15 protein-coding genes and 1 pseudogene are annotated in these 24,518 nt (G+C 73.4%); 13 read left to right on the top strand and 3 right to left on the bottom strand.

Going from position 1 to position 24,518, the window contains the following annotated elements; genetic code table 11:
- Positions 1-194 precede the first annotated feature (194 nt).
- Both ccrA and mce read right to left on the bottom strand, forming a co-directional pair.
- A complete protein-coding gene (gene ccrA, locus AB0H83_RS48845) occupies positions 195-1,544 on the bottom strand; it encodes a crotonyl-CoA carboxylase/reductase (RefSeq protein ID WP_360109825.1) in 1,350 nt (449 codons plus the stop codon).
- 157 nt (positions 1,545-1,701) lie between these two features.
- Entirely contained in the window at positions 1,702-2,178 is a 477-nt protein-coding gene (gene mce / locus AB0H83_RS48840) for a methylmalonyl-CoA epimerase (RefSeq protein ID WP_360109822.1), read from the bottom strand.
- Between the two features lie 73 nt (positions 2,179-2,251).
- Between mce and AB0H83_RS48835 the strand changes: the two genes are divergently transcribed.
- The 12 genes and pseudogenes from AB0H83_RS48835 to AB0H83_RS48780 all read left to right on the top strand — a co-directional run.
- Positions 2,252-3,439 (top strand): acetyl-CoA C-acetyltransferase, encoded by a 1,188-nt coding sequence (locus AB0H83_RS48835; RefSeq protein WP_360109819.1) that lies wholly within the window; start codon positions 2,252-2,254, stop codon positions 3,437-3,439.
- A 102-nt stretch (positions 3,440-3,541) separates the two neighbouring features.
- Entirely contained in the window at positions 3,542-4,519 is a 978-nt protein-coding gene (gene meaB / locus AB0H83_RS48830) for a methylmalonyl Co-A mutase-associated GTPase MeaB (protein ID WP_360109816.1), read from the top strand.
- Between the two features lie 45 nt (positions 4,520-4,564).
- The gene (locus AB0H83_RS48825; protein ID WP_360109813.1) at positions 4,565-7,630 is read left to right on the top strand and encodes an FtsX-like permease family protein; all 3,066 of its coding nucleotides are present in this window, start codon (positions 4,565-4,567) and stop codon (positions 7,628-7,630) included.
- Between the two features lie 210 nt (positions 7,631-7,840).
- Complete coding sequence (locus AB0H83_RS48820) at positions 7,841-8,710, top strand: ATP-binding cassette domain-containing protein (protein WP_360109810.1); 870 nt, start codon at positions 7,841-7,843, stop codon at positions 8,708-8,710.
- Positions 8,707-9,357: an ATP-binding cassette domain-containing protein gene (locus AB0H83_RS48815; RefSeq protein ID WP_360109807.1), complete on the top strand. Its 651-nt coding sequence runs from the start codon at positions 8,707-8,709 to the stop codon at positions 9,355-9,357. Before AB0H83_RS48820 ends, AB0H83_RS48815 begins: the two co-directional genes overlap by 4 nt.
- Before the next feature lie 71 nt (positions 9,358-9,428).
- Positions 9,429-10,073: an Asp23/Gls24 family envelope stress response protein gene (locus tag AB0H83_RS48810; protein ID WP_360109804.1), complete on the top strand. Its 645-nt coding sequence runs from the start codon at positions 9,429-9,431 to the stop codon at positions 10,071-10,073.
- A 135-nt stretch (positions 10,074-10,208) separates the two neighbouring features.
- Positions 10,209-11,894 (top strand): methylmalonyl-CoA mutase family protein, encoded by a 1,686-nt coding sequence (locus tag AB0H83_RS48805; protein ID WP_360109828.1) that lies wholly within the window; start codon positions 10,209-10,211, stop codon positions 11,892-11,894.
- 85 nt (positions 11,895-11,979) lie between these two features.
- Positions 11,980-14,943 carry an FtsX-like permease family protein gene (locus AB0H83_RS48800; RefSeq protein ID WP_360109801.1) on the top strand — a complete coding sequence of 988 codons (2,964 nt, stop codon included), beginning with the start codon at positions 11,980-11,982 and terminating at the stop codon, positions 14,941-14,943.
- 174 nt (positions 14,944-15,117) lie between these two features.
- On the top strand, positions 15,118-18,132 hold the full coding sequence (locus AB0H83_RS48795; RefSeq protein ID WP_360109798.1) for an FtsX-like permease family protein: 3,015 nt from the start codon (positions 15,118-15,120) through the stop codon (positions 18,130-18,132).
- 12 nt (positions 18,133-18,144) lie between these two features.
- Positions 18,145-19,017 carry an ATP-binding cassette domain-containing protein gene (locus tag AB0H83_RS48790; RefSeq protein WP_052387520.1) on the top strand — a complete coding sequence of 291 codons (873 nt, stop codon included), beginning with the start codon at positions 18,145-18,147 and terminating at the stop codon, positions 19,015-19,017.
- Between the two features lie 4 nt (positions 19,018-19,021).
- Positions 19,022-19,912, top strand: a complete 891-nt coding sequence (locus tag AB0H83_RS48785; protein ID WP_360109794.1) for a tetratricopeptide repeat protein — start codon at positions 19,022-19,024, stop codon at positions 19,910-19,912.
- 11 nt (positions 19,913-19,923) lie between these two features.
- A pseudogene (locus AB0H83_RS48780) lies at positions 19,924-20,823 on the top strand (arginase family protein); the annotation flags it as partial.
- A 1,146-nt stretch (positions 20,824-21,969) separates the two neighbouring features.
- Here AB0H83_RS48780 and AB0H83_RS48775 read toward each other — a convergent pair.
- Positions 21,970-23,859, bottom strand: a complete 1,890-nt coding sequence (locus AB0H83_RS48775) for a penicillin-binding transpeptidase domain-containing protein (protein ID WP_360109791.1) — start codon at positions 23,857-23,859, stop codon at positions 21,970-21,972.
- 207 nt (positions 23,860-24,066) lie between these two features.
- On the opposite strand from AB0H83_RS48775, the gene AB0H83_RS48770 reads away from it, so the two are divergent.
- A partial coding sequence (locus AB0H83_RS48770; protein WP_360109788.1) for a hypothetical protein occupies positions 24,067-24,518 on the top strand: 452 nt, incomplete at its 3' end.

Genomic DNA, 24,518 nt, shown 5'->3' with positions numbered 1-24,518 from the left:
GCGCGCACGCGCGTGAGGCTGCCGCGCGCCAGCGCAGGCAGTGCGAGCGCAGCGAGCATGGGGGGCTCCGGGGTGGGAACCCCCCGGCCGGCCCGCGGCGGCAGCCGCGCCGAAGCCAGAAACTGCCAGAAACGGCCGCGGCGGGACAGCCACTGCGCTGTGACTGCCCCGACACGGGGTTCGTGGTGCGCGCCCTACTGGTTGCGGAAGCGGTTGATGGCCGCTTCGTGGCGGGCGCGCAGTTCCGGGTCGCGGACGCCCAGGCCCTCGGTCGGGGCGAGGCAGAGCACGCCGACCTTGCCCTGGTGGGCGTTGCGGTGCACGTCGTGGGCGGCCTGGCCGGTCTGCTCCAGCGGATACGAGCGCGACAGCGTCGGGTGGATCCGCCCGAGCGCGATGAGCCGGTTTGCCTCCCACGCCTCGCGGTAGTTGGCGAAGTGGCTGCCGATGATGCGCTTGAGGTTCATCCAGAGGTACCGGTTGTCGTACTGGTGCAGGAACCCGGACGTCGAGGCGCAGGTGACGATGGTGCCGCCGCGCTTGGCGACGTAGACGCTGACGCCGAAGGTCTCGCGGCCCGGGTGCTCGAACACGATGTCCGGGTCGTCGCCGCCGGTCAGGTCGCGGATCTGCGCACCGAAGCGGCGCCATTCCGCGGTGTCCTGCGTGTGCTCGTCCTTCCAGAAGGTGTACGACGACCGGTCGATCACCAGCTCGGCGCCCATGGCCCGGCACAGCTCGGCCTTCTGCGGGCTGGACACGACGCAGATCGGGGTGGCGCCGCCGTTGAGGGCGAACTGCGTGGCGTACGAGCCGAGCCCGCCCGACGCGCCCCAGATGAGCACGGTGTCGCCCTGCTTCATCTGCGCGCCGTGGTGGGAGACGAGCTGCCGGTACGCGGTGGAGTTGACCAGCCCGGGGCAGGCCGCCTCCTCCCAGGACAGGTGGGTGGGCTTCGGCATGAGCTGGTTGGCCTTGACCAGGGCCAGCTCGGCCAGGCCGCCGAAGTTGGTCTCGAAGCCCCAGATCCGCTGCTGCGGGTCGAGCATCGTGTCGTCGTGGCCGGCGGCGTCCTCGAGCTCGACGCTGAGGCAGTGCGCGACCACCTCGTCGCCCGGCTTCCACTTGCTCACCCCCGGGCCCACCTTGAGCACCACGCCCGCGGCGTCGGAGCCGACCACGTGGTAGGGCAGGTCGTGGCGCTTCGAGAGGTCGTTGAGGCGGCCGTACCGCTGCAGGAAGCCGAACGTCGAGACGGGCTCGAAGATCGAGGTCCAGACGGTGTTGTAGTTGACCGAGCTGCCCATGACCGCGATCAGCGCCTCGCCGGGGCCGACCTCGGGGGTGGGGACCTCCTGCACGTGCAGGGACTTGCGGGGGTCCTTGTCGCGGGTGGCGAGGCCGTCGAACATGTCGGTCTCGTCGGCGCGCACGACCACGCCCCGGTACGACGAGGGCACCGGCAGGCCGGCCACGGCGCGGAGCTCGGCTGCCGGGTCCGAAGCCCGCTCCGCCTGCATGATCGCGTCGAGGATGTGCTGCACCGCTGGCTCCTAACGTCCGGGATGAAGGCAACAAGCGTGGGACCCCGGAAAGCGGGGTGACTATGGGGCTCGCCGACACATCTCGACGCCCTGAGCCGGACGTTACTGAACGGTAGCTAAATCAGGAACCGGCCTGTGAAGAAGTCCACTGACCGGCTCAGGAGTGGTTGCGCGAAGCTGCGCGGAAAGGCTCCACCAGCTCCACGAGTACGCCTCCGGCGTCTTTCGGATGCACGAAATTGATGCGCGAGTCGGACGTGCCACGGCGCGGTTCGTCGTACAGCAACCGCACGCCCCGGGCGCGCAGCTCGGCGCAGGTCGCATCGATGTCGGTCACGGTGTACGCGAGCTGCTGCATGCCCGGGCCGCTGCGGTCCAGGAACTTCGCGATCGTGGAGGACGGGCTCAGCGGGGCGAGCAGCTGCAGGCAACCGCCGTCGGTGGTGGGCCCGACCGAGAGCATGGCCTCACGCACACCCTGTTCCTCGTTCGTTTCCTGATGGACACAGCGCATGCCGAAGACGCGGGCGTAGAACTCGATCGCCGCGTCGAGATCGGACACGGCGATCCCCACGTGATCGATGCGCAGGATGCCGACGGGTGAGATATCCAACTGCGAGTCGGAGGTTGTCATGGCGATAGTCTGGTCCCTAAGTAATCGTTCAGTCGCGACGGTGCGATGTGAACCATCTCTCGGAGGCCACCCGATGACTCAGTCGGTGATCGTCAACGGCGCCCGCACGCCGATGGGGCGACTGCTCGGCGCGCTCAAGGACTTTCCCGCCACCAAGCTCGGAGGGGTCGCCATCAAGGCGGCGCTCGAGCGTTCGGGCGTGGCGCCCGAGCAGGTCCAGTACGTGATCATGGGCCAGGTGCTGACCGCCGGCGCCGGCCAGATGCCCGCCCGCCAGGCCGCGATCGACGCCGGGATCCCGATGTCGGTGCCGGCCCTGACCGTCAACAAGGTCTGCCTGTCGGGCCTCGACGCGATCGCCCTCGCCGACCAGCTCATCCGGGCGGGTGAGTTCGACATCGTGGTCGCCGGCGGCATGGAGTCGATGACCAACGCGCCGCACCTGCTGGTCGGGCAGCGGCAGGGGTACAAGTACGGCGACGTCGTCATTCGCGACCACATGGCGCTGGACGGCCTGACCGACGCCTACGACCAGGTGTCGATGGGTGAGTCGACCGAGCGGCACGTCGCGCGGCTCGGCATCACCCGCGAGCAGCAGGACGCCTTCGGCGCGGCCAGCCACCAGAAGGCCGCCGCCGCGCAGAAGGAGGGGCGCTTCGCCGACGAGATCGTGCCGGTGGAGATCCCGCAGCGCAAGGGTGACCCGCTGCTGGTCACCGACGACGAGCAGATCCGGCCGGAGACGACCGTCGAGACACTGGCGAAGCTGCGGCCCGCGTTCAGCAAGGACGGCACCATCACCGCCGCGACATCCTCGCCGATCTCCGACGGCGCCTGCGCGGTCGTCGTCATGAGCAAGGCGAAGGCGGAGGAGCTCGGGCTGACCTGGCTCGCCGAGATCGGCGCGCACGGCAACGTCGCGGGCCCGGACAACTCGCTGACCAGCCAGCCGTCCAACGCGATCAAGCACGCCCTGGACAAGGCCGGCCTCAGCGCCGCCGACCTCGACCTGGTCGAGATCAACGAGGCGTTCGCCGCGGTGGGCGTGCAGTCGACCGCGGACCTCGGCGTCGACCCGGCGATCGTCAACGTCAACGGCGGCGCGATCGCGCTCGGCCACCCGATCGGCATGTCCGGCGCCCGGCTCGCCCTGACCCTCGCGCTGGAGCTGCGCCGCCGCGGCGGCGGGCTCGGCGCCGCGGCCCTGTGCGGCGGCGGCGGCCAGGGTGACGCGCTGCTGCTGCGCGTGCCGAAGCAGTGAGCCGGCGGCACACCGGAGGACCGGCGCCAAGCGCCCGGCACGGAGACCGGCGATCATGCCGTACATGAGCAGACAGCGCGACAAGGGCAAGGAACGGCAGCGGTGAGCGTCCGGCGTTCGCGGGACGTGCCCGATCTGGTCGCGAAGGCGCGGGAGGGTGACCCCCGCGCCGTCGCGCGCCTGGTGTCGCTGGTCGAGGACGGTGACGAGGTGCTGCCGCAGGTCGCGGCGGCCCTCGCACCGCACGCCGGCGGCGCCCACGTCATCGGGCTGACCGGCTCGCCCGGCGTGGGCAAGTCCACCACGACCAACGAGCTGGTCCGCGCGTTCCGCAAGCAGGACCGGCGGGTCGGCGTGCTCGCCGTCGACCCGTCCAGCCCGTTCACCGGCGGGGCGATCCTCGGCGACCGGGTCCGGATGCAGGACCACGCCACCGACCCGGGCGTCTACATCCGCTCCATGTCCAGCCGGGGGCACCTCGGCGGGCTGTCGGCGGCGACCCCGCAGGCCGTGCGCGTGCTCGACGGCGCCGGCTGTGACCCGGTCGTGGTCGAGACCGTCGGCGTCGGGCAGGCCGAGGTGGAGATCGCCGGGCTCGCCGACACCACGCTGGTCCTGCTCGCCCCAGGCATGGGCGACTCGATCCAGGCGGCCAAGGCGGGCGTACTGGAGATCGCCGACATCTTCGTGGTCAACAAGGCCGACCGGGACGGCGCCGACGCCACGTACCGCGACATCCAGGGCATGATCGGCCTGGGCGAGCGGGCGCCGGGCCAGTGGCGGCCGAAGGTGCTGCGCAGTGTCGCCGCCCGCGGCGAGGGCATCGAGGAGATCGTGGCCGCGATCGCCGAGCACCGCGCGCACCTGCACGACACCGGCGAGCTGCGCCGGCGCCGGGAGCGGCGGGCCGCGGCCGAGATCGAGGCGATCGCGCTGGGCACGCTGCGTGGCCGGATGGAGGCACTGCGGGACGGCGAGGTGCTGGCTGGGCTGGCCCGGCGGGTCGCGGACGGTGACCTGGATCCGCACACCGCGGCGGGAGAGCTGGTGACCATGACCGGGCTGCCGAACGGCGGCTAAGGTCTGCGGGTCAACCTTCAGCTCGACCAGCACAGGGGGCACATCTTGACGGCCTGGACCGTCATGCTGCGTGGCGTCAGATACCGGGCCGGCCGGTCGTTCGTGGTCTTCATCCTCGCCGTGACGGCGACCACGGCGGCCGTGCTCGCACCCGCGTACAGCCGTGCCGCGCAGCAGTCCGTGCTCACCGACGGCCTGTCCGCCGCGTCCACCGACGCGACCGGGCTGACCGTCGGGGCAAAGGGCACCGCAGACAGCGCCGCGTTCAAGGACCTCGCCGAGATCCGGCTGGCCATGAACACCGCGCTCACCAAGGACCAGTTGCTCGCCGACCGGCTCGACCTGCCGGTCGCGGCCATCGACACGGAAGTGACACTCGGCGGCGGCGCCGCCTCCGGCGACGGTGGCGTGGGCGCCAAGCTCGCGTACCGCGACAACGCCTGCTACCACCTGACGATCGACGGCGACTGCCCGGACAACCCGGGCGAGATCGCGGTCAGCAAGCGCACCGCGACGGCCCGCGGCCTGAAGGTCGGCGACCCGCTCACGGTCCGCATGGGGCCGGCGACCGGCGGGCACGACCGGACGTTCACCATCCGCGGCCTCTACACCCCGACCGACGGCGACGCCGCGTACTGGGGCCGCACCTCCTACTTCAGCGCCGCGGCCGGCGGCGAGGGCGAGCGGGCCGACGCACTGTTCTCCATGACCGAGGACGACCTGCGCCTGGAGCGCACGGCGACCCTGGCGACCCGGCTGGAGTACCCGCTGCGCGCCGACCGGGTCAGGCTCGACGACGTCGCCGGGCTCCGCGACGGCATCCAGACCCTCGGCGACCGGCTGCGGGGCGAGGAGCTGGAGGTGACCACCACCCTGCCCGCGGTCCTGCGCGACATCGACACCGACCGGGCCAGCATCGGGCGCACCGCGCCGGTCATCGCCGTGCCGCTGCTGCTGCTGTGCTGGTTCGTGCTGTTCCTGCTGGTCGCCTCGCTGACCGACGAGCGGGCGCCGGAGATCGCCCTGGCGAAGCTGCGCGGCTTCCCGTCCGGGCGGGCCGCCGGGTTCGGCCTCGGCGAGGTGCTGCTGCTGATCGTGGCCGCGGTGCCGGCCGGGATCGCCGCCGGGCTGCTGCTCGTGCAGGCCGCGGCCGGCGCGCTGCTCGCCGAAGGGGTCCGGGTGGAGGTGCGCTGGCCGGTGTTCGCCGCCGCCGGCATCGCGCTGGCCGCCGGGCTCGCCGCCGCCGTCCTGGCCGGCCGGCAGACCCTCGCCCGGCCGGTCCTCGGCCTGCTGCGGCGGGTCCCGGAGCGGGGCGGCTGGCGGGCCGGCGCCGCGGAGGGCGTCGTCGTGGCGCTCGCCGTGGCCAGCCTGGCCGCGGCCGTCAACGACCGCGGCTCACCCCTGGCCCTGCTCGCGCCGCCGCTGCTCGCGGTCGTCGTCGGCGTCGCCGCCGCCCGGCTGCTCGGCCTGTGGTCCGGCGCCAGGCTGCGCATCGCCCGGCGGCGCGGCCGGATCGTGCCGCTGCTGTCGGCCGCGCAGCTGTCCCGCCGCCCCGGCGGGCAGCGGCTCGTCGTCGTGGTGACGGTCGCGGTGGCGCTGCTGACGTTCGCCGCGACCGCGTGGGACGCCGCCGCGCAGGCCCGCCGCGACGCCGCCGACGACACGGTCGGCGCGCAGCGGGTCCTCACCGTCGCCGCCGACCACCCGTCGGCGCTGGAGGCGGCGGTCGACAAGGCCGACCCGGGTGGGCACGCCATGGCCGTGGTGCGGGCCAGCCAGCGCTTCGACAACGCCCCCGTCGAGCTGATGGGCGTGCAGTCGGGGCGGCTGGCGGACGTCGCCGTCTGGCGCGGGCACTCCCGGGCCGACGTCGGCGAGCTGGCCGCGCGCCTGCACCCGGACGTCGCCGCGCCGCTGCGGGTCGGCAAGGACCTCGCCGCCGACATCACCGTCGACACGCTGCCGGCCCGGCCGGCGCTGCGGGTCGCCGCGATCGTCGCCGCGCCGGGCCAGCCGCCCCGCACGGTCACCCTCGGCGGCCTGAGCAAGGGCACGAAGTCGTACCGGGCGAGCCTCAACGGCTGCACGAACGGCTGCCGGCTCGTCGGCCTGGCCGTCGGGCGGGCCGCCGGCGGCAGCGAACCCTTCGCCGTCAGCGTCACCGTGCGCGGCCTGCAGAGCGACGGCGGGCCCCTCACGCCCGGCTTCGACCTCGCCGGCCGCTGGCAGCCGCGGCACACCGGCGGCGGCGCGCAGGTCAGCGTCCGGGCCGGCGCGGCGCTCGGCGTCGACGTCTCCGGCAGCGACCCGGCCGACGCCGTCGTCGAGCACGTCGACACCCCCGCCGCGCTGCCCGCGGTGCTCGCCGGTGGCGCGCCCGCCGACGACGCGGCCGCGGCCACGTTCAAGCTGCCCGGCTTCTCCGACCAGCCGCAGCCGTTCACGGTCGCGGCGCACGCGGCCAGCCTGCCCCGGGCCGGCCGTCGCGGGGTGCTCTTCGACCTCGACTACGCCACCCGGATGGCCGAGCGCGGCGCCAGCCTCGCCGACAACGCCACCCTGCGCTACGAGGTGTGGGCGTCCGCCGCGGCGCCCGCGGACCTCGACCGGCGGCTCGCCGCGGCCGGGGTGCAGGTGCTGCGCACGGAGACCATCGACGGGCAGCTCGAGCAGCTGGCCCGCCGCGCGCCGGCCCTCGGGCTGTGGCTCTACCTGCTCGCCGGCGCCGCCGCGATCCTGCTGGCGATCGGCGTCGTGCTGCTCACCGCGTACGTGGGTGTCCGCGCCCGCCTCTACGAGCTCGCCGCGCTGCGGGTCGCCGGGGTGCGGGCCGGGCAGCTGCGCCGGGCGGTGTTCCGGGAGTACCGGGCGCTGCTGGGCCTGCCGCTCGTCGTCGGCCTCGGGGCCGGCCTGGTCGGCGCGATGGTGATGCTGCCGGGGATCCCGCTCGTGACCGTCGGGGTCGCCACGCCCGTCACCGTCCGGCCCGGCACCGGCGCGCTGCCCGTGGCCGCCGGCGTCATCGTGATCGGTTTGTTCGCGGCGGTACTGATGGTGCTGCGGCTCATGGGCCGCGCCACCCCGCAGCGACTGCGGGACGGTGCCCAGTGAGCGGGCCGGAGCGCAGCGGAGGGGCCGTGAACCATGGGCTCAGTTTTGGCTCGCGGCGGCGCCGGAGCGTAGCGGAGGTGACGGCGTGAGCGGTCCGGAGCGTAGCGGAGGGGCCGTGAACCATGGGCTCGGTGTTGGCTCGCGGCGGCGCCGGAGCGCAGCGGAGGTGACGTCGTGACCGGCCCGGAGCGCAGCGGAGGTGACGGACCGATGAGCGGTCTGTCGGTGACCTGCCGGGGGCTGGTCTACATCTACCGGCTGGAGGGCTACGACGTCGTGGCGCTGTCCGGGGTGGACCTGGACATCGCGCCGGGCGAGTCGGTGGCGCTGCTCGGTCCGTCCGGCTCGGGCAAGTCGACCCTGCTGTCGCTGCTGGCCGGCCTGCTGCCGCCGTCGGCGGGGCGGGTCAGCGTCGGCGAGCACGACCTGGCCCGGGCCACCCCGGCGCAGCTGCAGCAGCTGCGGGCCACCGACGTCGGGGTGGTGCTGCAGGGCGCGTCGCGCAACCTGCTGCCGTACCTGACCGCGGAGCAGAACGTGCGCTTCGCCCAGCGCGGCGTGCCCGGTGACCGGCGGCGGCAGCTGCCGGACCCGCGCGAGGTCCTCGCCACCGTCGGGCTGAGCGGGCGGGGACGCAACCGCCAGCGGCCGCAGCGACTCTCTCCTGGTGAGCGTCAACGGTTGGCGCTCGCCGTCGGGCTGGCCGCCCGGCCGGGACTGCTGCTCGCCGACGAGCCGACCAGCCAGCTCGACACCCACGCCCGCGACGAGGTGCTCCTCGCCCTGGACGCGGTGCGCCGGGCCGGCACGACCGTGGTCGTCGTGACGCACGATCCGGACGTCGGCCGGCGGATGGGCCGCACCGTCACCATCCGCGACGGCAGGGTCGGCGCGGAGGGCCGACGCGGAGAGGACTACGCGGTGGTGGGGCGCGACGGTACGGTGCACCTGCCGCAGGACGCGCTGAGCCTGCTGCCGCCCGGTTCGCTGGTCGGCGTGGAGCCGCAGCCCGACGGCACGGTGCTGCTGGTGCCCGCCCGGTCCCCGGTGATGTCGCAGATGTTGGAGGACATGCAGTGAAGACGTTGACGGTCGACGGCGTCACGGTGGCGTACGAGCGCGACCACCCGGTGCTGCGCGACGTGTCGGTGGTCGTCTCGCCGGGGCAGATCCTCGCCGTCACCGGCCCCTCCGGGGCCGGCAAGACGACGCTGCTGTGGGCGATGGCGGGGCTGCTGCGGCCCGCCGCCGGGGTCGTGGCCGTCGACAGCACGCCGCTGCGCGACCGCGACCACGCCGTCGCGGAGAAGGTCGTGCTGATCCCGCAGGACAACGGGCTCGCCGCGATCCTCACCGCGCAGGAGAACATCCAGGTGGCGATGATCGCCGGCGGCGCGGCGCCGGCGGACGCCCGGCGGGCGACGGTGTCGTCGCTGGAGCGGCTCGGCCTCGCCGGCCAGGCCGACCAGCTGGTCGAGGAGCTCTCCGGCGGCCAGCAGCAGCGCACCGCGATCGCCCGGGGCCTGGCCCTGCACGGCGCCGTGGTGCTCGCTGACGAGGTGACCAGCGAGCTGGACTCCACCAACCGGCAGAAGGTCATGGAGCTGCTGCAGGAGGAGGCCCGCCGCGGCGCGGCGGTCGTCTTCGCCACGCACGACCCCGAGGCCGCCGCCGCCTGCGACCGCGAGCTGCACCTCTCCGACGGGGTGGCCCAGCTGGTCCGCTGAACGGACCCTGCCTGCGGTGGCCGGGCGCGAGTACGCTCGCGCTCGGCCACCGACCCAGGGGAGGAGCAGCAATGACCGAGGTGACCGCGGGCATCCCCGCGCAACGCACCGATGTGGACGACCCCGACATGACCGGCGACGCGCTGTCCATCGAGCCCGCCGCCCCGGGATCCGCGGCGGGCACCACCGCCGAGCGGGTCAGCGCCTTCGCCGATGCTGCCGCCGACCGGGTCGGTGAGCTCGCCACCACGACCGCCACCGCGTCGGGCCGGATCGCCTCGCAGGTCGTCGACCGGCTGCGCAACAACGCCGAGCTCGCCGCCGAGCGGGGCACCACCACCATCGCCGACGAGGTGGTCGAGAAGATCGCCGGCATCGCGGCCCGCGAGGTGCCCGGTGTCTACGACCTGGGTGGCGACGTCGCCCGGGTCTTCGCCTCGGTCCGCGACCGCATCGGCCTCGGCGACGGCGACGAGCGCGAGAGCGGCAACCGTGGCGTGCACGTCCGCCTGGAGGGCCGCAGCGCCGCCGTGCGGGTCACCCTCGTGATCGAGTACGGCTTCGTGCTCTACTCCGTGGCCGAGAAGGTCCGCGCCAACGTCATCGGCGCCGTGGAGAACCTGCTCGGGCTCGAGGTCACGTCCGTGGACATCGTCGTGGACGACGTGCACGTGAGCGACACGCTGCCGGAGTCGGCGGCCGCGTCGGCCGCGTAGCGGCGGCACGTCACAGCGTCAGCGGGTCGTGGCGGAGGGTGGGACTTCTCCCACCCTCCTTAGCGATCGTTCAGGAAGCGCCTACCATCGACGGTGAGACGGACACCCCTGATCACCGAGGAGCGCCGACACCCGATGGACGCCCACGACATCGCCGAGGGCCGAGCCCGCTGGCAGCGCCGCTACGACGAGGCCCGCACGCGCGACGCCGACTTCACCACCCTGTCCGGGGCCCGGGTCGACCCGGTCTACGGCCCTCCTGAGGGCGCCGACGTGCCCGGCTTCGAGCGCATCGGCTGGCCGGGCGAGTTCCCGTACACCCGGGGGCTGTATGCGACCGGATACCGCGGCCGCACCTGGACGATCCGGCAGTTCTCCGGCTTCGGCAACGCCCAGCAGACCAACGCCCGCTACAAGATGCTGCTCAGCGCCGGCGGCGGCGGGCTCTCCGTCGCCTTCGACATGCCCACCTTGATGGGGCGCGACTCCGACGACCCGCAGTCCCTCGGCGAGGTCGGCCACTGCGGCGTCGCGATCGACTCCGCCGCCGACATGGACGTGCTCTTCGACGGCATCCCGCTCGCCGACGTCACCACCAGCATGACCATCTCCGGCCCGGCGGTCCCGGTCTTCTGCATGTACCTGGTGGCCGCCGAGCGCCAGGGCGCCGACCTGCGCGGGCTGGACGGCACCCTGCAGACGGACATCTTCAAGGAGTACATCGCGCAGAAGGAGTGGCTCTTCCCGCCCGAGCCGCACCTGCGCCTCATCGGCGACCTCATGGAGTACTGCGGCAAGGAGATCCCGCGCTACAAGCCGCTGTCCGTCTCCGGCTACCACATCCGCGAGGCCGGCTCGACCGCCGCGCAGGAGCTCGCCTACACCCTCGCCGACGGGTTCGGATACGTGGAGCTGGGCCTGTCGCGCGGCCTGGACGTCAACCGGTTCGCGCCCGGGCTCAGCTTCTTCTTCGACGCGCACATCGACTTCTTCGAGGAGATCGCGAAGTTCCGCGCCGCGCGCCGGATCTGGGCCAGGTGGCTGCGCGACGTGTACGGCGCCACCAGCGAGAAGGCCCTGTGGCTCAAGTTCCACACGCAGACCGCCGGGGTGTCGCTGACCGCGCAGCAGCCGTACAACAACGTGGTGCGCACCGCGGTCGAGGCGCTCAGCGCGGTCCTCGGCGGCACCAACTCGCTGCACACCAACGCCCTGGACGAGACCCTGGCGCTGCCCACCGACGAGGCCGCCGAGATCGCCCTGCGCACCCAGCAGGTGCTGATGGAGGAGACCGGCATCACCAACGTCGCCGACCCGCTCGGCGGCTCCTGGTACGTCGAGGCCCTCACCGACCGCATCGAGGCCGAGGCGGAGGCCATCTTCCAGCGGATCCGTGATCTGAGCCTCAACAGTGGCGGCGACGGCACGATCACCGCCGGCATCCTGCGCGGCATCGAGGACGGTTGGTTCATGTCGGAGATCGCCGACAGCGCCTTTATCTATCAGCAGGCCCTCGAGAAGGGCGACAAGCGGGTCGTCGGCGTCAACGTGCACACCGGGTCGCTGACCCGCGACCTGGACATCCTGAGGGTGTCCCACGAGGTCGAGATCGAGCAGAACAAGCTGCTCGCTGCCCGCCGTGCCGAGCGGGACAACGACCTGGTCCGGCGGCGGCTCGACGAGATGGTGGCGGTCGCGCGCACCGGCGGCAACATGATCCCGTCGATGCTGGACGCGTGCCGGGCTGAGGCGACGCTCGGCGAGATCTGCGGGGCGCTCAAGGACGAATGGGGCATCTACCGGGAGCCCGCCCGGTTCTGAGGCCGCAGTTACCTGATCGCAATGCAACCGGTGCCTCCCCCGGCTGGTCTACCTACGAACGACGTTGACCGACGGGGGAGGGGCCTTGCTGGCACTCGTGCTCGCAGCGTTGCGGGCCCGGCGGGCGCAGGCGGTGACGTTGCTCCTGCTGAGCACGCTCGCCGCGGCCGCCGCGGCCGCCGCGCCCTGGTATGTCCTGGCGTCCACGGAGGGCATCGCGACCCGCCACGTCCAGGCGGCCCCGATCCTGGAGCGGTCCCTGGAGACGGTCGGGCAGGGCCCCGCCGAGGGTGACATCGCCGCCCAGCTGGAGGCCAACGCGAAACTCACCGCCTCCGTGGTGGAGCTCGGCGGGTTCGTCACCTACACGCAGGCGTACATGGAAGGGTCGCTGATCGCCGCCACGGCCCAGGACGACGGCGCGACGCGGAACGTGAAGCGCGAGACCGACTCGCCGCTCACGCTGCGCACCGGCGCCTGCGAGAAGGCCAGGATCGAGGGCCGCTGCGCCACCGGCGCCGACGAGGTGATGCTCAGCTACCGCACCGCCCGCTGGCTGGGCGCGAAGCCCGGCGACACGGTCACGTTCGACGGGACCACCGCCCTGGGAGCGGAGCAGTTCACGGTGACCGGCATCTACCGGCCGCTCGACCCGCTCGACCCGTTCTGGACCAGCAACGCCCTGCTGATCGCGGCCGACCTGCCGGTCGGCGCGCCGCCCGAGGTCACCGAGCCCGTCGACGACGCGGCGCTGGTCGGCCCGGCCGTGTTCGACAAGCTGCGCCCGGCCCAGATCCGCACGATCGTCGACATGGTCGCCGAGCCGGAGCTGTTCGTCGACAACTCCCCGTCGGAGGTCCGCGCGTTCCTCGACGCGGCGTCGGTGAAGGCCGCCAACAACCGGCTGACCATGTACACCAGCCTGTACTCCACCGTCGACCGGGTCGCGCGCGACCGGCAGCTGGTCAGCCTCGGCGTCCCCGTCGGCGCGTTCCAGCTGCTGGTGCTGTGCTGGTTCGCGCTGTACCTGGCGGTCAAGTACACCGGCGAGGAGCGCCGCCCGGACGTCGGGCTGGTCAAGCTGCGCGGCGCCACCCGCGGGCGCACCTGGGCCCTCATCGGCGGGCAGAGCGCGGTGCCGATGCTGGCCGGTGCGCTGCTCGGGCTCCCGCTCGGCTACCTGGTGGCGACCGCGGTCACCGGCACCGTCAAGGACCCCGCGGTGGTGCAGCGGGCCACCGCGCTGTCGGTGCAGGCGGTGGTGGTCGCCGTCCTCGGCGCCCTGGCCGCCGCCATGCTCGCGGAGCGGCGCTCGCTCGGGGCCAGCGTCGCGGAGCTGCTGCGCCAGACCCCGGGCAAAGCCCGCGCATGGCGGGACCTGTTCGACCTCGTGCTCGTCATCATCGCCGGGATCGCCCTGTACCAGGTGAAGCACCGCGCCTCCGGCGACGCGGCGGGGCTCGCGCTGCTGGCACCGGGCCTGGCCGCGCTCGCCGGCGCCCTGGTCGCGTCCCGCACGATCACCGCCGTCGCCGGCCGGCTGGTCGAGGGGGCGCTGCGGCACGGCCGGCCGGCCCGCGCGCTCACCGCCATCTACCTCGCCCGCCGGCCCGGCGTGCACCGGCTCGCCGCGCTCATGATCGTGACGGTGGCGCTGCTCGGCACGTCGTACGTCACCTGGGACACCGGCAGGAGCGCCGGGCGCACCCGCGCCGAGCTGGAGGTCGGGGCCGACCGGGTGCTCAACGTCCGCGCCGAGAACCGGCTCGCCCTGCTCCAGGCGGTCCGTGCCGCCGACGGGTCCGGCAGGTACGCGATGGCGGCGATCCAGTCGCTGCGCTCCGGCCAGGACCGGGTGCTGCTCGTCGACGCCCCGCGCCTGCCGGCCGTCGCCGCGTGGCGGCCCGAGTACGGCATGAGCGCCAAGCAGGCCGCCGCGGCGCTGCACCCGCCGGCCCCCGACCCCATCATGATCACCGGCGGGGAGCTGGCCTTCGACCTGGACGTGCGCGTCACGGCGGTCGAGCGGGGCCGCACGCTGTTCTTCGAGGCGGTGCTCGCCGACCCGGCCGGTAACCGCCTCGTCGCCAGGGTCGGCCCGCTGCAGGACGGCGCCGCGGTGCTCAAGGCGCCGGTCCCGGCCTGCGCGACGGCGCCCGGCTGCCGGCTCAGCTCCCTCGCCATCACGCAGAGCACCCTGGAGCAGAAGGTCTTCTTCGCCGCCCGGCCCGGCGTCGAGGTCACCGTCCGCGGCCTGTCGGACGGACGGCCGGCGGTGACCGCGGAGTCCCTCACGGACCGGACCCGATGGCGGCTGGCCGTCTCGCCGGCGCCACCCAACCTCATCGTGACGCCGACCGGCGGCGGGCTGCTGCTGCGGGTCGCGCCGATCCGGCCCGGCCCGGCCGCCGACGGCGGGGTCTACCCGGTCGACACGCCCGCGCCGCTCGCCACGATCCGGGCCCGGAAGCTGCAGACCCGCATCGCCGGGGACCAGCGCGTCACGTACGGCTCGGCGTCGATCGCCGAGCACATCGCCGGCTCCGCGACCCGCCTGCCGCGCCTCGGCGAGCAGGGCGTGCTCGCCGACCTCGAATACGCCGACCGGCTCGGCGCCGACTTCGGCGCGGGCGAGTCGATGCAGGTCTGGCTCGCCCCCGGCGCGCCGTCCGATCTGCGCGCCCGGCTGGAGGAGCAGGGGCTGATCGTGCTCGGCGAGGAGTCCATCGACGACACCGCCGCCCGGTACGCGTCCTTCGGCCCGCCGCTGACCCTGCAGTTCATGCTGCTGTCGGCGATCCTCGGGGTGGCGCTGGCGATCGGCTCGGCCTTCGTGGTCGCCGCCGTCGAACGCCGGCCGCGCGCCCGCGAGCTGACCGCGCTGCGGATCCAGGGCGCGCCGGCGCGCGTCGTGCAACGCGTGGCCGTCGAGGGGTACCTCATCCTCACCGGCGCCTCCCTCGTCACCGGGGTCCTGCTCGCCGTGCTCATCCGCGCCTACGTCGGCGACGTCCTGCCGTACTTCGCCGATGGATGGAGCAAGCCATGACCGGTCCGGAGCGCAGCGGAGGGGCCGGGCATCATCGGCGCAGTCTCGGATCACGGCGGCGCCGGAGCGTAGCGGAGGTGACGCTATGACCGGTCCGGAGCGCAGTGGAGGGGCCGGGCATCATCGGCGCAGTCTCGGATCACGGCGGCGCCGGAGCGTAGCGGAGGTGACGCCGTGATCGGTTTGGTTCTGTCGATGATCCGGGCGCGGCCCGGGCAGGCGGTCACCGCGTTCGTGTTGGCGATGTTCGCCATGGCGGCCGCGGTCAGCGCGCCCGTCTACGTCACCACGGCCGACCGTGCCGTGGTGGCGAGCGAGGTCGAGGCCGCACCCGTCACCGAACTGGTCGTGCAGGCGCGCCGTGACGCCAAGGCGGGCGACCGTGCGTTCGAGGACCTGGTGCCGAAGGTGTTCACCTTCCCCGGGTTCAGCTCGGTCTTCAGCGCCGAGTTCAACACCTACGTGCGCAGTGCCACGCCGGGCGTCGAGCCGGTCGCGCCGCGGATGGTGTACCGCGACGACTCCTGCGCGCATGTGCGCTTCCTCGAAGGCCGCTGCTTCATCAGCCAGAGCGAGATCATCCTCAGCCGGCAGAGCATGGACCAGCTCAAGAGCAAGGTGGGCGGCACGCTGGAGGTCGCCGCCGGCGCGTACGACGCCGAGGGCCGCGAGTGGGTACCCATCGGCGCGTTCGGCACGATGACCGTCGTCGGCGTCTACGAGCCGCTCGACAAGACCGAGCAGTACTGGGCCGACTTCGACTACTTCAACGACCGCCCCACCGACCGGCTCGTCACCGCGCCGATCCTGGCCGGCCGGCTCACGCTGGAGTCGGTCGAGCGGGTCAACGAGAAGCAGGCGCTCGACGTGGTCATCGACCACGACGTGATCACCGGCGACAGCCTGGCCGCGGTCAACGCCGCCGTCGAGAGCGGCCGGTCGCAGCTGGCCGGCCTGTCCGGGGCGCCGACGGTGAAGGCCGACCTGCCGGAGCTGCTCAAGCGGATCGAGCGCAACCGCGGCCTCGTCGCGCAGGTGGTGCCGGTCGCCGCGGTGCCGCTGGTCCTGCTGTGCTGGTTCGTGCTGTTCATCGCGGTCACGTCGGCCACCGCCGAACGCCGGCTCGAGCTGGGGCTGCTGGCGCTGCGCGGCGCCACGTTCCCGCGCCGCTGGTGGCTCGCCGCCGGCGAGAGCATCGTGCCGATCCTGTTCGGCGGCGCCGCCGGCTTCCTGCTCGGGCACTACCTGGTCCGGCTCGCCGCGTGGCTGCTGCTGAGCACCAGCGGCGACGTCCCGCTGTCCGCCGGCGCAAACCGCTGGGCGGTGGTCGCGCTCGCCGGCGCCGTGCTCGCCGCGGTGCTCGCCCAGCGCGCCGAGCTGGCCAAGCGGACCATCGACCTGCTGCGCAACGTGCCCGGCCGGCTGTCGCGCTGGGGCGCGCCGGTCTTCGAGGTCGCCGTGGTCGTCCTCGCCGTGGTGGCCGTGCTGCAGCTGCGGGAGGGCGACGGCGGCCTCACCGGCTTCGCGATCTTCGGCCCGTCGCTGGTGGTCATCGCGTTCGGCCTGCTCGCCGCCCGCGGCGTGCTGCCGCTCGCCGAGCGCACCGGCCGGCGGGCCCTGCGCCGCGGGCGGATCGGCCCGACGCTCGCCGCGTACGCGATGGCCCGACGCCCCGGCAGCCAGCGGATCCTCGCCCTGTTCGTGGTCGCGATCGCGCTGGCCTGCTTCGCGACGACCGCGGCGACCGCCTCCGACGACAACCGCGACACCCGCATCCGGGTCGAGCAGGGCGCCGACCGGGTGCTCACCGTCGAGCCGGTCGGCCGCACCCAGCTGCTCGGCAAGGTCCGGGCGATCGACCCCGAGGGCGACTTCGCCATGGCCACGACGATGCTGCCGCCGTCGGACGACTCCGGCGTGCCGCCGATGCTCGCGGTGGACTCCTCGCGCCTCGCCCGGGTCGCGCTGTGGAACGACCCGCACTTCACCGCCGCCGAGGCCGCCGCGGCGCTGCGGCCCGACGTGGCGCGCGACAGCATCATCGTCGACAACAAGGACGTATCCATCGACGTCACCGTCGACAAGCTCGTCGACGCCTTCCGCGTCCGGCTCGTCGTCGTGGTGGTACCCCTGGACGGGTCCACCGTCGGCGAGGTCGACTTCGGCGCGCCGCAGCTCGGGCGGCACACGTACACGCGAAACCTCCCGATGTGCGTGAACACCTGCCGCTTCGCCGCGCTGCAGATCAACCAGCCGGAAGGGCGCGGCTTCGACGCCACGATCACCCTGCACGGCATGACCCAGCGAGGCGAGCAGATCACCGACTTCGGTACTGCCGGCGAGTGGCGGGTCCCGGAGACGCCCGGTCCCCGCCTGCTCGTGCCGGACCTGGACTTCACCGGCGACGGGCTGCGCATGGAGGTGTCGAACTACAAGGGCGCCGACGTGGCCTTCCGCCTCCTGCCGACCGACTTCCCCGCGCCGCTGCCCGTCGTCATGGCGCGCACCGCCGGCATCGGCGACCACATGTCCGGCTTCGACCTGACCAGGGTCTCCGCCCAGGTCGCCGGCGAGGTCGGGCAGGTCCCGCGGATGGGGGTACGCGGCGGCATCGTCGACCTCGAGTACATGGACCGCATCTCCAGCGGCGGCGGCGACACCCTGCAGCCGCAGATCTGGCTCAACGACCGCGCGCCCGCCGACGTCCTGGACCGGGTCGCGGCGCAGGGCCTCGTGGTCATGTCAGACCAGCGGCTCGGGCCGCGCCGCGCCGCGCTGGACGAGCAGGGGCCGGCGGTCGCGCTGCGCTTCCACGAGTTCGCCGCGGGGCTCGCGGTCCTGCTCGCCGGCGGCGCCCTGTGGCTCGTCGCCGCCCTGGACCGGCAGCGCCGCCGGGGCGAGCTGCGGGCGCTGCGGGCGCAGGGGGTGGCCCGCCGCGACGCGTCCGCCAACGGATACCTGGCACTCGTCGGCACCGCGGCGGTCATCGGACCGTTCGCCGCTCTGGCAAGCTGGCTCCTGGTGCGCGAACATCTTCCGGTGTTCACCGACGACCCCGGCACCTTCCCGGTGCCGATCTGGCCGTCGCCGCTCCCGGTCGCCGCCGCCTGGGCGGTGGCCGTCCTCGCCCTCACCGGTGTGGTGCTCCTCGCCGGTGCCCGACTCCGTGCCGCGACCAGACAGCGATAGAGGGGACTGCTCATGAACGGGTTGGCGGTGGCCTGCCGGCGGGTCGTGCACATCTACCGGGCCGAGGCGGGCGACGTCGTGGCCCTGGCCGGCGTCGACCTGTCGATCGGCCCGGGGGAGACCCTGGCCCTGGTCGGGCCGTCCGGCTCCGGCAAGTCGACGCTCATCGCGCTGCTGGCCGGGCTCATGCGACCCTCCGCGGGCAGGGTGAACATCGGCACCTACGACATGGGCAAGCTCTCCGACGGTGAGATCGCCCGCCTGCGCGGCACCGAGATCGGCGTCGTGCTGCAGGGCGCGGCCCGCAACCTGCTGCCGTACGCGACGCTGCACCGCAACATCTGGCTCGCCCAGCGGCGCGCCGCCCGCACCGAGGGCATCAAGCTCGACGACCCGGACCGCATCCTCGACCTCGTCGGCCTGCCCGGCCTCGGCCGCGCCCGCATCGACGAGCTCGCGCCCGGTGCCCGCCAGCGCGCCGCGCTCGCCGTCGGCATCGCCGCTGGGCCCGGCCTGCTGCTCGTCGACGAGCCGACCAGCCAGCTCGACACCGCCGGCCGCGACGAGGTCCTCGAGGCCCTCGAGACCGTCAACCAGGAGCGCAACACCACCATCGTCGTGGTCACCCACGACGGTGACGTCGGCACGCGCCTCGGCCGGGCCGTGACCATCCGCGACGGCCGGGTCGGCGCTGAAGGCCGCGACGGGCAGGACTTCGCCGTCGTCGCCGGGGACGGCACCGTCCAGCTGCCGCCGGAGGTGCTTGGCGACTTCCCGCCCGGCACCCTCTTCACCGTCGAGCACATCGACGGCGCCGTCACGCTGGTGGCGGGTGGATCCGACCGGTCACTTGCGGCAGATCACCTGGGGCACGTGCAAAACTAGCTCCATGAGCGACCCAAGGCAGACCCAGTCGATCTTCACCCGCGGGGCGGTGGACCTCGGCGCCCTGGCCCGGAGCAATCAGGCCGCAGCGCAGCGATCTGCCCAACCAGCTGCCGCGCCGAGCTCGGCGTTCGTGTTCGACGTCACCGAGACCAGCTTCCAGGACACGGTCCTGCAGCGTTCGGTCACCACCCCGGTCGTCCTCGACTTCTTCGTCCAGGGCAGCCAGCCGCACCAGCAGTTCTCGCCGCTGCTGGAGAAGCTGGCCGCCGACGGCGGGGGCGCCTGGCTGCTGGGCCGCGTCGACATCGAGGCCAACCCGCGGCTCGCCCAGATGTTCCGCATCCAGGGCATCCCGTTCGTCGTCGCGATCGTCGGCGGGCAGCCCGTCGACGCGTTCAACCAGATGCTGCCCGAGACCCACCTGCGCCAGTGGATCGACGCGGTCCTCAAGGCCGCCGGCGTCGAGGTGCAGCGCGGCGAGGACCCGCGGCTGCTCGCCGCCGACGACGCCCTCATGGATGGTGACCTCGACACCGCCGAGCAGGCGTACCGCAACATCCTCGCCGACACGCCGGCCGACCCGGTCGCCGAGTCCGGGCTCGCCCAGGTCGCACTGCTGCGCCGCACCAGCGGGCTTGACCCCGCGGCGGTGCTCGCGGCGGCCCAGGAGGCCGCCGACGACCTGCCCGCCCAGCTGCTCGCCGCCGACATCGAGGTGCTGACCGGTCAGGCCGAGGCCGCCTACCGTCGCCTCATCGACCTTGTCCGCCGCACCCCCGGCGACGAACGCGAGACGGTGCGCAAGCACCTCGTCTCGCTGTTCACCGTCGCGGGGCCCGACGACCCCGCGGTCGCCAAGGCCCGCCGGGCGCTGGCGAGCGCGCTGTTCTGAGCCGGGGCGGGATGCGCCGGATCGCCGTCGTCGACGCACCGAGCAACCTGGGGTTGCGGCCACCGACCGCAACCTCGGTCCCCGGCTGCGCGAAAGCCCCCGGCGCGCTGCGCGACAGCGGTCTGCTGGCCCGGCTGGGCGCCCGCGACGCGGGGTGCATCACCCCGCCGCGGTATGACCCGGCCGGCTGGCAGCCCGGCGACGGCGTCGCCCAGGCCGACGAGATCGCAATCTTCGTCCGGCGGCTGGCCGACCGGATCGGCGCGATCCTCGCCTCCGGCGACTTCCCGGTCGTCCTCGGCGGCGACTGCTCGATCCTGCTCGGCGCCGGCCTGGCGATGCGGCGGCACTCCGCCGACCTCGCCGGCCGGGTCGGCCTCGTCTACGTCGACGGCCACTCCGACTTCCGCCACGAGGGCAACGCCTCCTACGTCGGCGCGGCGGCGGGCGAGGCCCTCGCCCTGGCCACCGGCCGCGGGCAGAGCAACCTCGCCTCCATCGAGCAGCGCCGCCCCTACTTCCGCGACGTCGACGTGGTCCTGCTCGGCATCCGCACCCACGACGAGTACCGCCTGGATCTGCAGGCCGCGGGGATCGTCGCGCGCGCGGTGCCGGAGCTGCGCTCGCACGGCGCCGCCCGCTCCGCCCAGTGGGCCCGCGACCAGCTGCGCGACTGCGCCGGCTTCTGGGTCCACGTCGACGTCGATGTGCTCGACCCGGCGGTCATGCCGGCGGTCGACGCGCCGGACGTCGGCGGGATCGCCTACCGGGAGCTGGAGATCCTGCTCAGTGGCCTGGTCTCGGACCCGCGCTGCGTCGGCGTGCAGGTCACCGTCTTCGACCCGGACTACGACCCCGACGGCCAGTACGCGCGCGAGGTCACCGACGTCCTGGCCGCCGGCCTGGAGCCGCTGGTCACGTCGGCCGCCCTCGCCGCCACCGACATCACCCCGGTGGTGTCCGGCCCGCCGCTGCAGGCCCCCGCCGCCGTGCCCTTCGAGCCGGCTGTCGCGGAGGTGCCCGAGCCGGTCGTGCCGGAGCCAGTCGTGCCAGAGCCAGTCGTGCTTGAGCCGGTCGTGGCCGAGGCGGTCGTGGCCGAGCCGGTCGTGGCCGAGCCGGCTGTCGCGGAGGTGCTGGAGCCGGACGACGTGCCTATCGAGGACGTGACCGGCGCGGAGGTTGCCGATCCGCCGGGTGAGTCCTCACTCGAGCCGATGGACGATCCGGTGGCGGCGCCGGTGGACGAGCTCGCGGGGGACCTTGCGGCGGAGGACACGCCCGGCCCCGACGTGTCGCCCGTCCCCGGGGCGGAGCTGCCGGAGGCGCCGACCGGCACCGAGCCGTCAGGTGAGGCTGCCGCCGGCGGTGAGGCTTCCGCCGGCGTCGAGGAGGAGCCCGGTGACGCGGGGCTCGATCTGCCGCCGGTCTCGTGGGTCGACGTGCGGACCGGCGCGGTGGTCGACCTGGCCGCCGACCGGGGGCTCGGCCGGGAGGTCGCGGGCCGGGGCGAGGCGCCGAGGCTTCCGGCGTACAGTCGCGGCGCTGTGATCGGAATCACCACCCGGAAGCCGATCGATGTCGATGCTGCCGCGGAGGCCGGCGTCGCGGACGGCGGCTGGGTCACCGTCGGTAGTGGCGGTGTCGCGCCGGACCAGGGGGACAAACCGGAGGAGCCGCCGCCTCATGGGGACCAGGCGGCGGATGGGTCCGGTGCGCCGGTGGGCGAGGACAGTGCCGACCAGGGTGGCGGGGCGCCGCTGTTCGGGCGGCCCGGGCGGAAGGGGCGCCGGGCGCCGCGACTCGCGCTGACGCTCGCGCCCATCTCGGCGCCGCCGGCGTCCGGGCGGCTGGCCCGCCGGGCCGATCCGCACGAGGACGAGACACCGGCCCCGGAAGGCGTCGTGCCGTTCGTGCCGGCGCAGAGCAGGACGCCCGTCGAGCCGCCCGAGTCGCCGTTGACGGATGTGGTGCCTGCTGCCCGTACACCTGACGACGAGCGGACCCCGAAGCAGCGGTGACGGCGCAGCCCGGCCGGAGCGGGGCTGCGCCGTGGACCGTCAGCCGATGGTCTGGAAGAACTTCCCGGCGATCGGCACTGCGGCCGCCGTGCTGGCACCGCCGTTCTCCACGAAGACGCAGAAGGCGATGTCGCCGCGGTACCCCATGAACCAGGAGTGCGTGTGCGCCGGGTCGTTGTCGTACTCGGCGGTGCCGGTCTTGCCGCGCAGGTCGCCCGGGAGGTTCTTGAGCTGGTCGGCGGTGCCGGCGGTGACGACCTCGCGCATCATCTGCCGCAGCGAGTCCAGCGCCGCCTGGTCGAGCTGCGGGCCGTCGGCGGCCGGGTTCTTCGGCGCGGGGTCGAGCACCAGCTGCGGCTGCTTCCACTGGCCGCGGGCGATCGCGGCGGCGGCGCCGGCCAGGGCGACCGGCGAGGACAGCGTGGTGCCCTGCCCGAACGCGGCGGCGGCCTGCTCGGACTTGGAGCCGTTGGCGGAGACCTTGCCGGTGAACACGTCGACGCCGAGGTCCCACGGAATGCCGATGCCGACGGTCTGCGCGGTCTTGGCCAGGCCGTCGGGCGCGAGCTGCGGCGCGAGGGAGGCGAACGCCGTGTTGCACGACTTGGCGAAGTCGACCCGGAAGGGCACGTTGCCGAGCTCCATGTCGTGGGAGTTCCTGAACGTGCGGCCGTCGACGGTGAGGTTCTTCGGGCAGGCGACCGTGGTCTCGCCGGTCAGGCCCTTGTTGAGCACGCCGAGCGCGGTGATCGTCTTGAACGTCGAGCCGGGCGGGGTCTGGCCGACGAGCGCGAAGTTGTTGCCGGCGGCGCCGGGACCGTTGGCGACCGCGACGAGCGCGTTGTCGCTGATGCGGATCGCGACCAGCGCGGAGCGGCGGGTGTCGAGGGCGAGGGCCGCCTCGGCCGCGTTCTGCATGTTCACATCGAGGGTGAGCTTGATCGCAGCGCCCGGTGCCGCCTCGGTGGTAAAGAGCTTCTTGTCCGGCGTGCCGGTCGGCATCGGCACCACGACCGAGACGCCCGGCTTGCCCTGCAGGTCGGCGTCGTACTTCTGCTGCAGACCCGACAGGCCGACGACATCGCCGATCTTGTACTTGCCGGGGTTCTTGTCCATGATCTCCTTGGTCACCTCGCCGGACGTGCCGATCAGGGCACGGGCGAACTGGGCCGAGGGGCCGAGGGTCTGCGTCGAGTTGCGGGTGACGACGCCCGGCGTCGAGTTGAGCTTGTTGGCGATCGTGTCGTAGACCTCCTTACGCAGCGTCACCACCTCGACGAACGCGTCGGGTTTGGCGTTCTTCACCCGGTTGGCCAGGTTGGACAGGTCGACCTGCACCTTGGCGGCGGTGAACGCGTCACCGAGGTTCTTCATCACGATGTTGATGTCGGTGACGGAGCGCGGCTGCACCCCGATGATCACCACGGGCTTGCTGCTCACGATCGGCTGGCCGGAGCCGTCGAGAATGCTGCCGCGGGGGCCTGCCGTCTTGCGTACCACGATCTTGTCGGTGGCATCGAGGGTCGGGTTGATGGTCTTGGCGCCCCACACGACGGTCCACTGCTTGTCGATGCGCCTGACGTTGACCGTGGTGTCGTACGCCCAGGTCGAGCCGGCGACCGGCCACGTGACCGTCACCACGGCGCTGGCCTCGTCCTTCTTGACCGCGGGGGCGCCCTTGATGGCCAGCTTGGGCGGGGTTGCCGCGAGGTCGCCGGCCACGGTCGTCCACAGCTTCTGCGCGGCCTCGCCGCTGAGCGCCTTGCCGTCCGTGCCCACGAACTTCATCCCGGCGATGTTGCCCTGCTCCCACGCGGCGAGGAACGTCTTCAGCGCGTCGTCCGGCGGCTTGCTGGAGCAGGCGGGCAGGGCGCCCAGCAGCGTCAGCCCGGCGAGGAGGGCGATCATGCGACGAAACGAAACGGCCATGTGGGCGATTCTGCGTCATGAAAGCCACCATCTGCACGCCCCAAGATCGGGTAAGTAGGACAATTGGTATGGGGACCCGCCAGTCGATCGGGTAACCGACGATGCCGAAGCGGCCGCCGGGGGTATGCGCCGATCAGAAATGTCGGGGGGACGTCTTAGGCTGTGCGGGACAACCCACAGCGTCGTGGGTGAGGGGAGAACAAACCGATGAACCGGCCCACGGCAACGGTGCGCACTGCGGTCGCCGAGCCAACGATCGAGGACGACGAGTTAACGCAGCCTGTGCCCAATGCCGAGTATCTCGTCGCCGAGGCGGTCGTCCTGGCCGCCGCGCAGGACGTCGATCCGGCACTGGTCGCGCACTACTGGCGCCTCGTCCCTGACGAGGAGCTCGCCAGCTGCCAGGTGTCGAAGATGGTCGCGGCCACCGGGTCGCACCTGGAGCTCGCCGGCCAGCGGGTCCCGGGGGAGCTGAAGCTGCGGCTGGGCCTGAGCGTCGCAGGCGGCACGTCGCTGGAGATCATCACCGACGACATGCCGTTCCTTGTCGACTCGGTCACCGGCGCGCTGTCGTCGCGCGATCTCGATGTGAACCTGCTGGTTCACCCGCTGGTTGTGGTGCGCCGCCAGCCGCTGGGTGCGCTGGAGGAGGTCCGGGT

The sequence above is a fragment of the Dactylosporangium sp. NPDC050688 genome, assembly GCF_040654515.1.
Classification (GTDB): domain Bacteria; phylum Actinomycetota; class Actinomycetes; order Mycobacteriales; family Micromonosporaceae; genus Dactylosporangium.
Note: the sequence above shows the minus strand (reverse complement) of the source record. Positions and strands in the feature narration are given on the sequence as shown.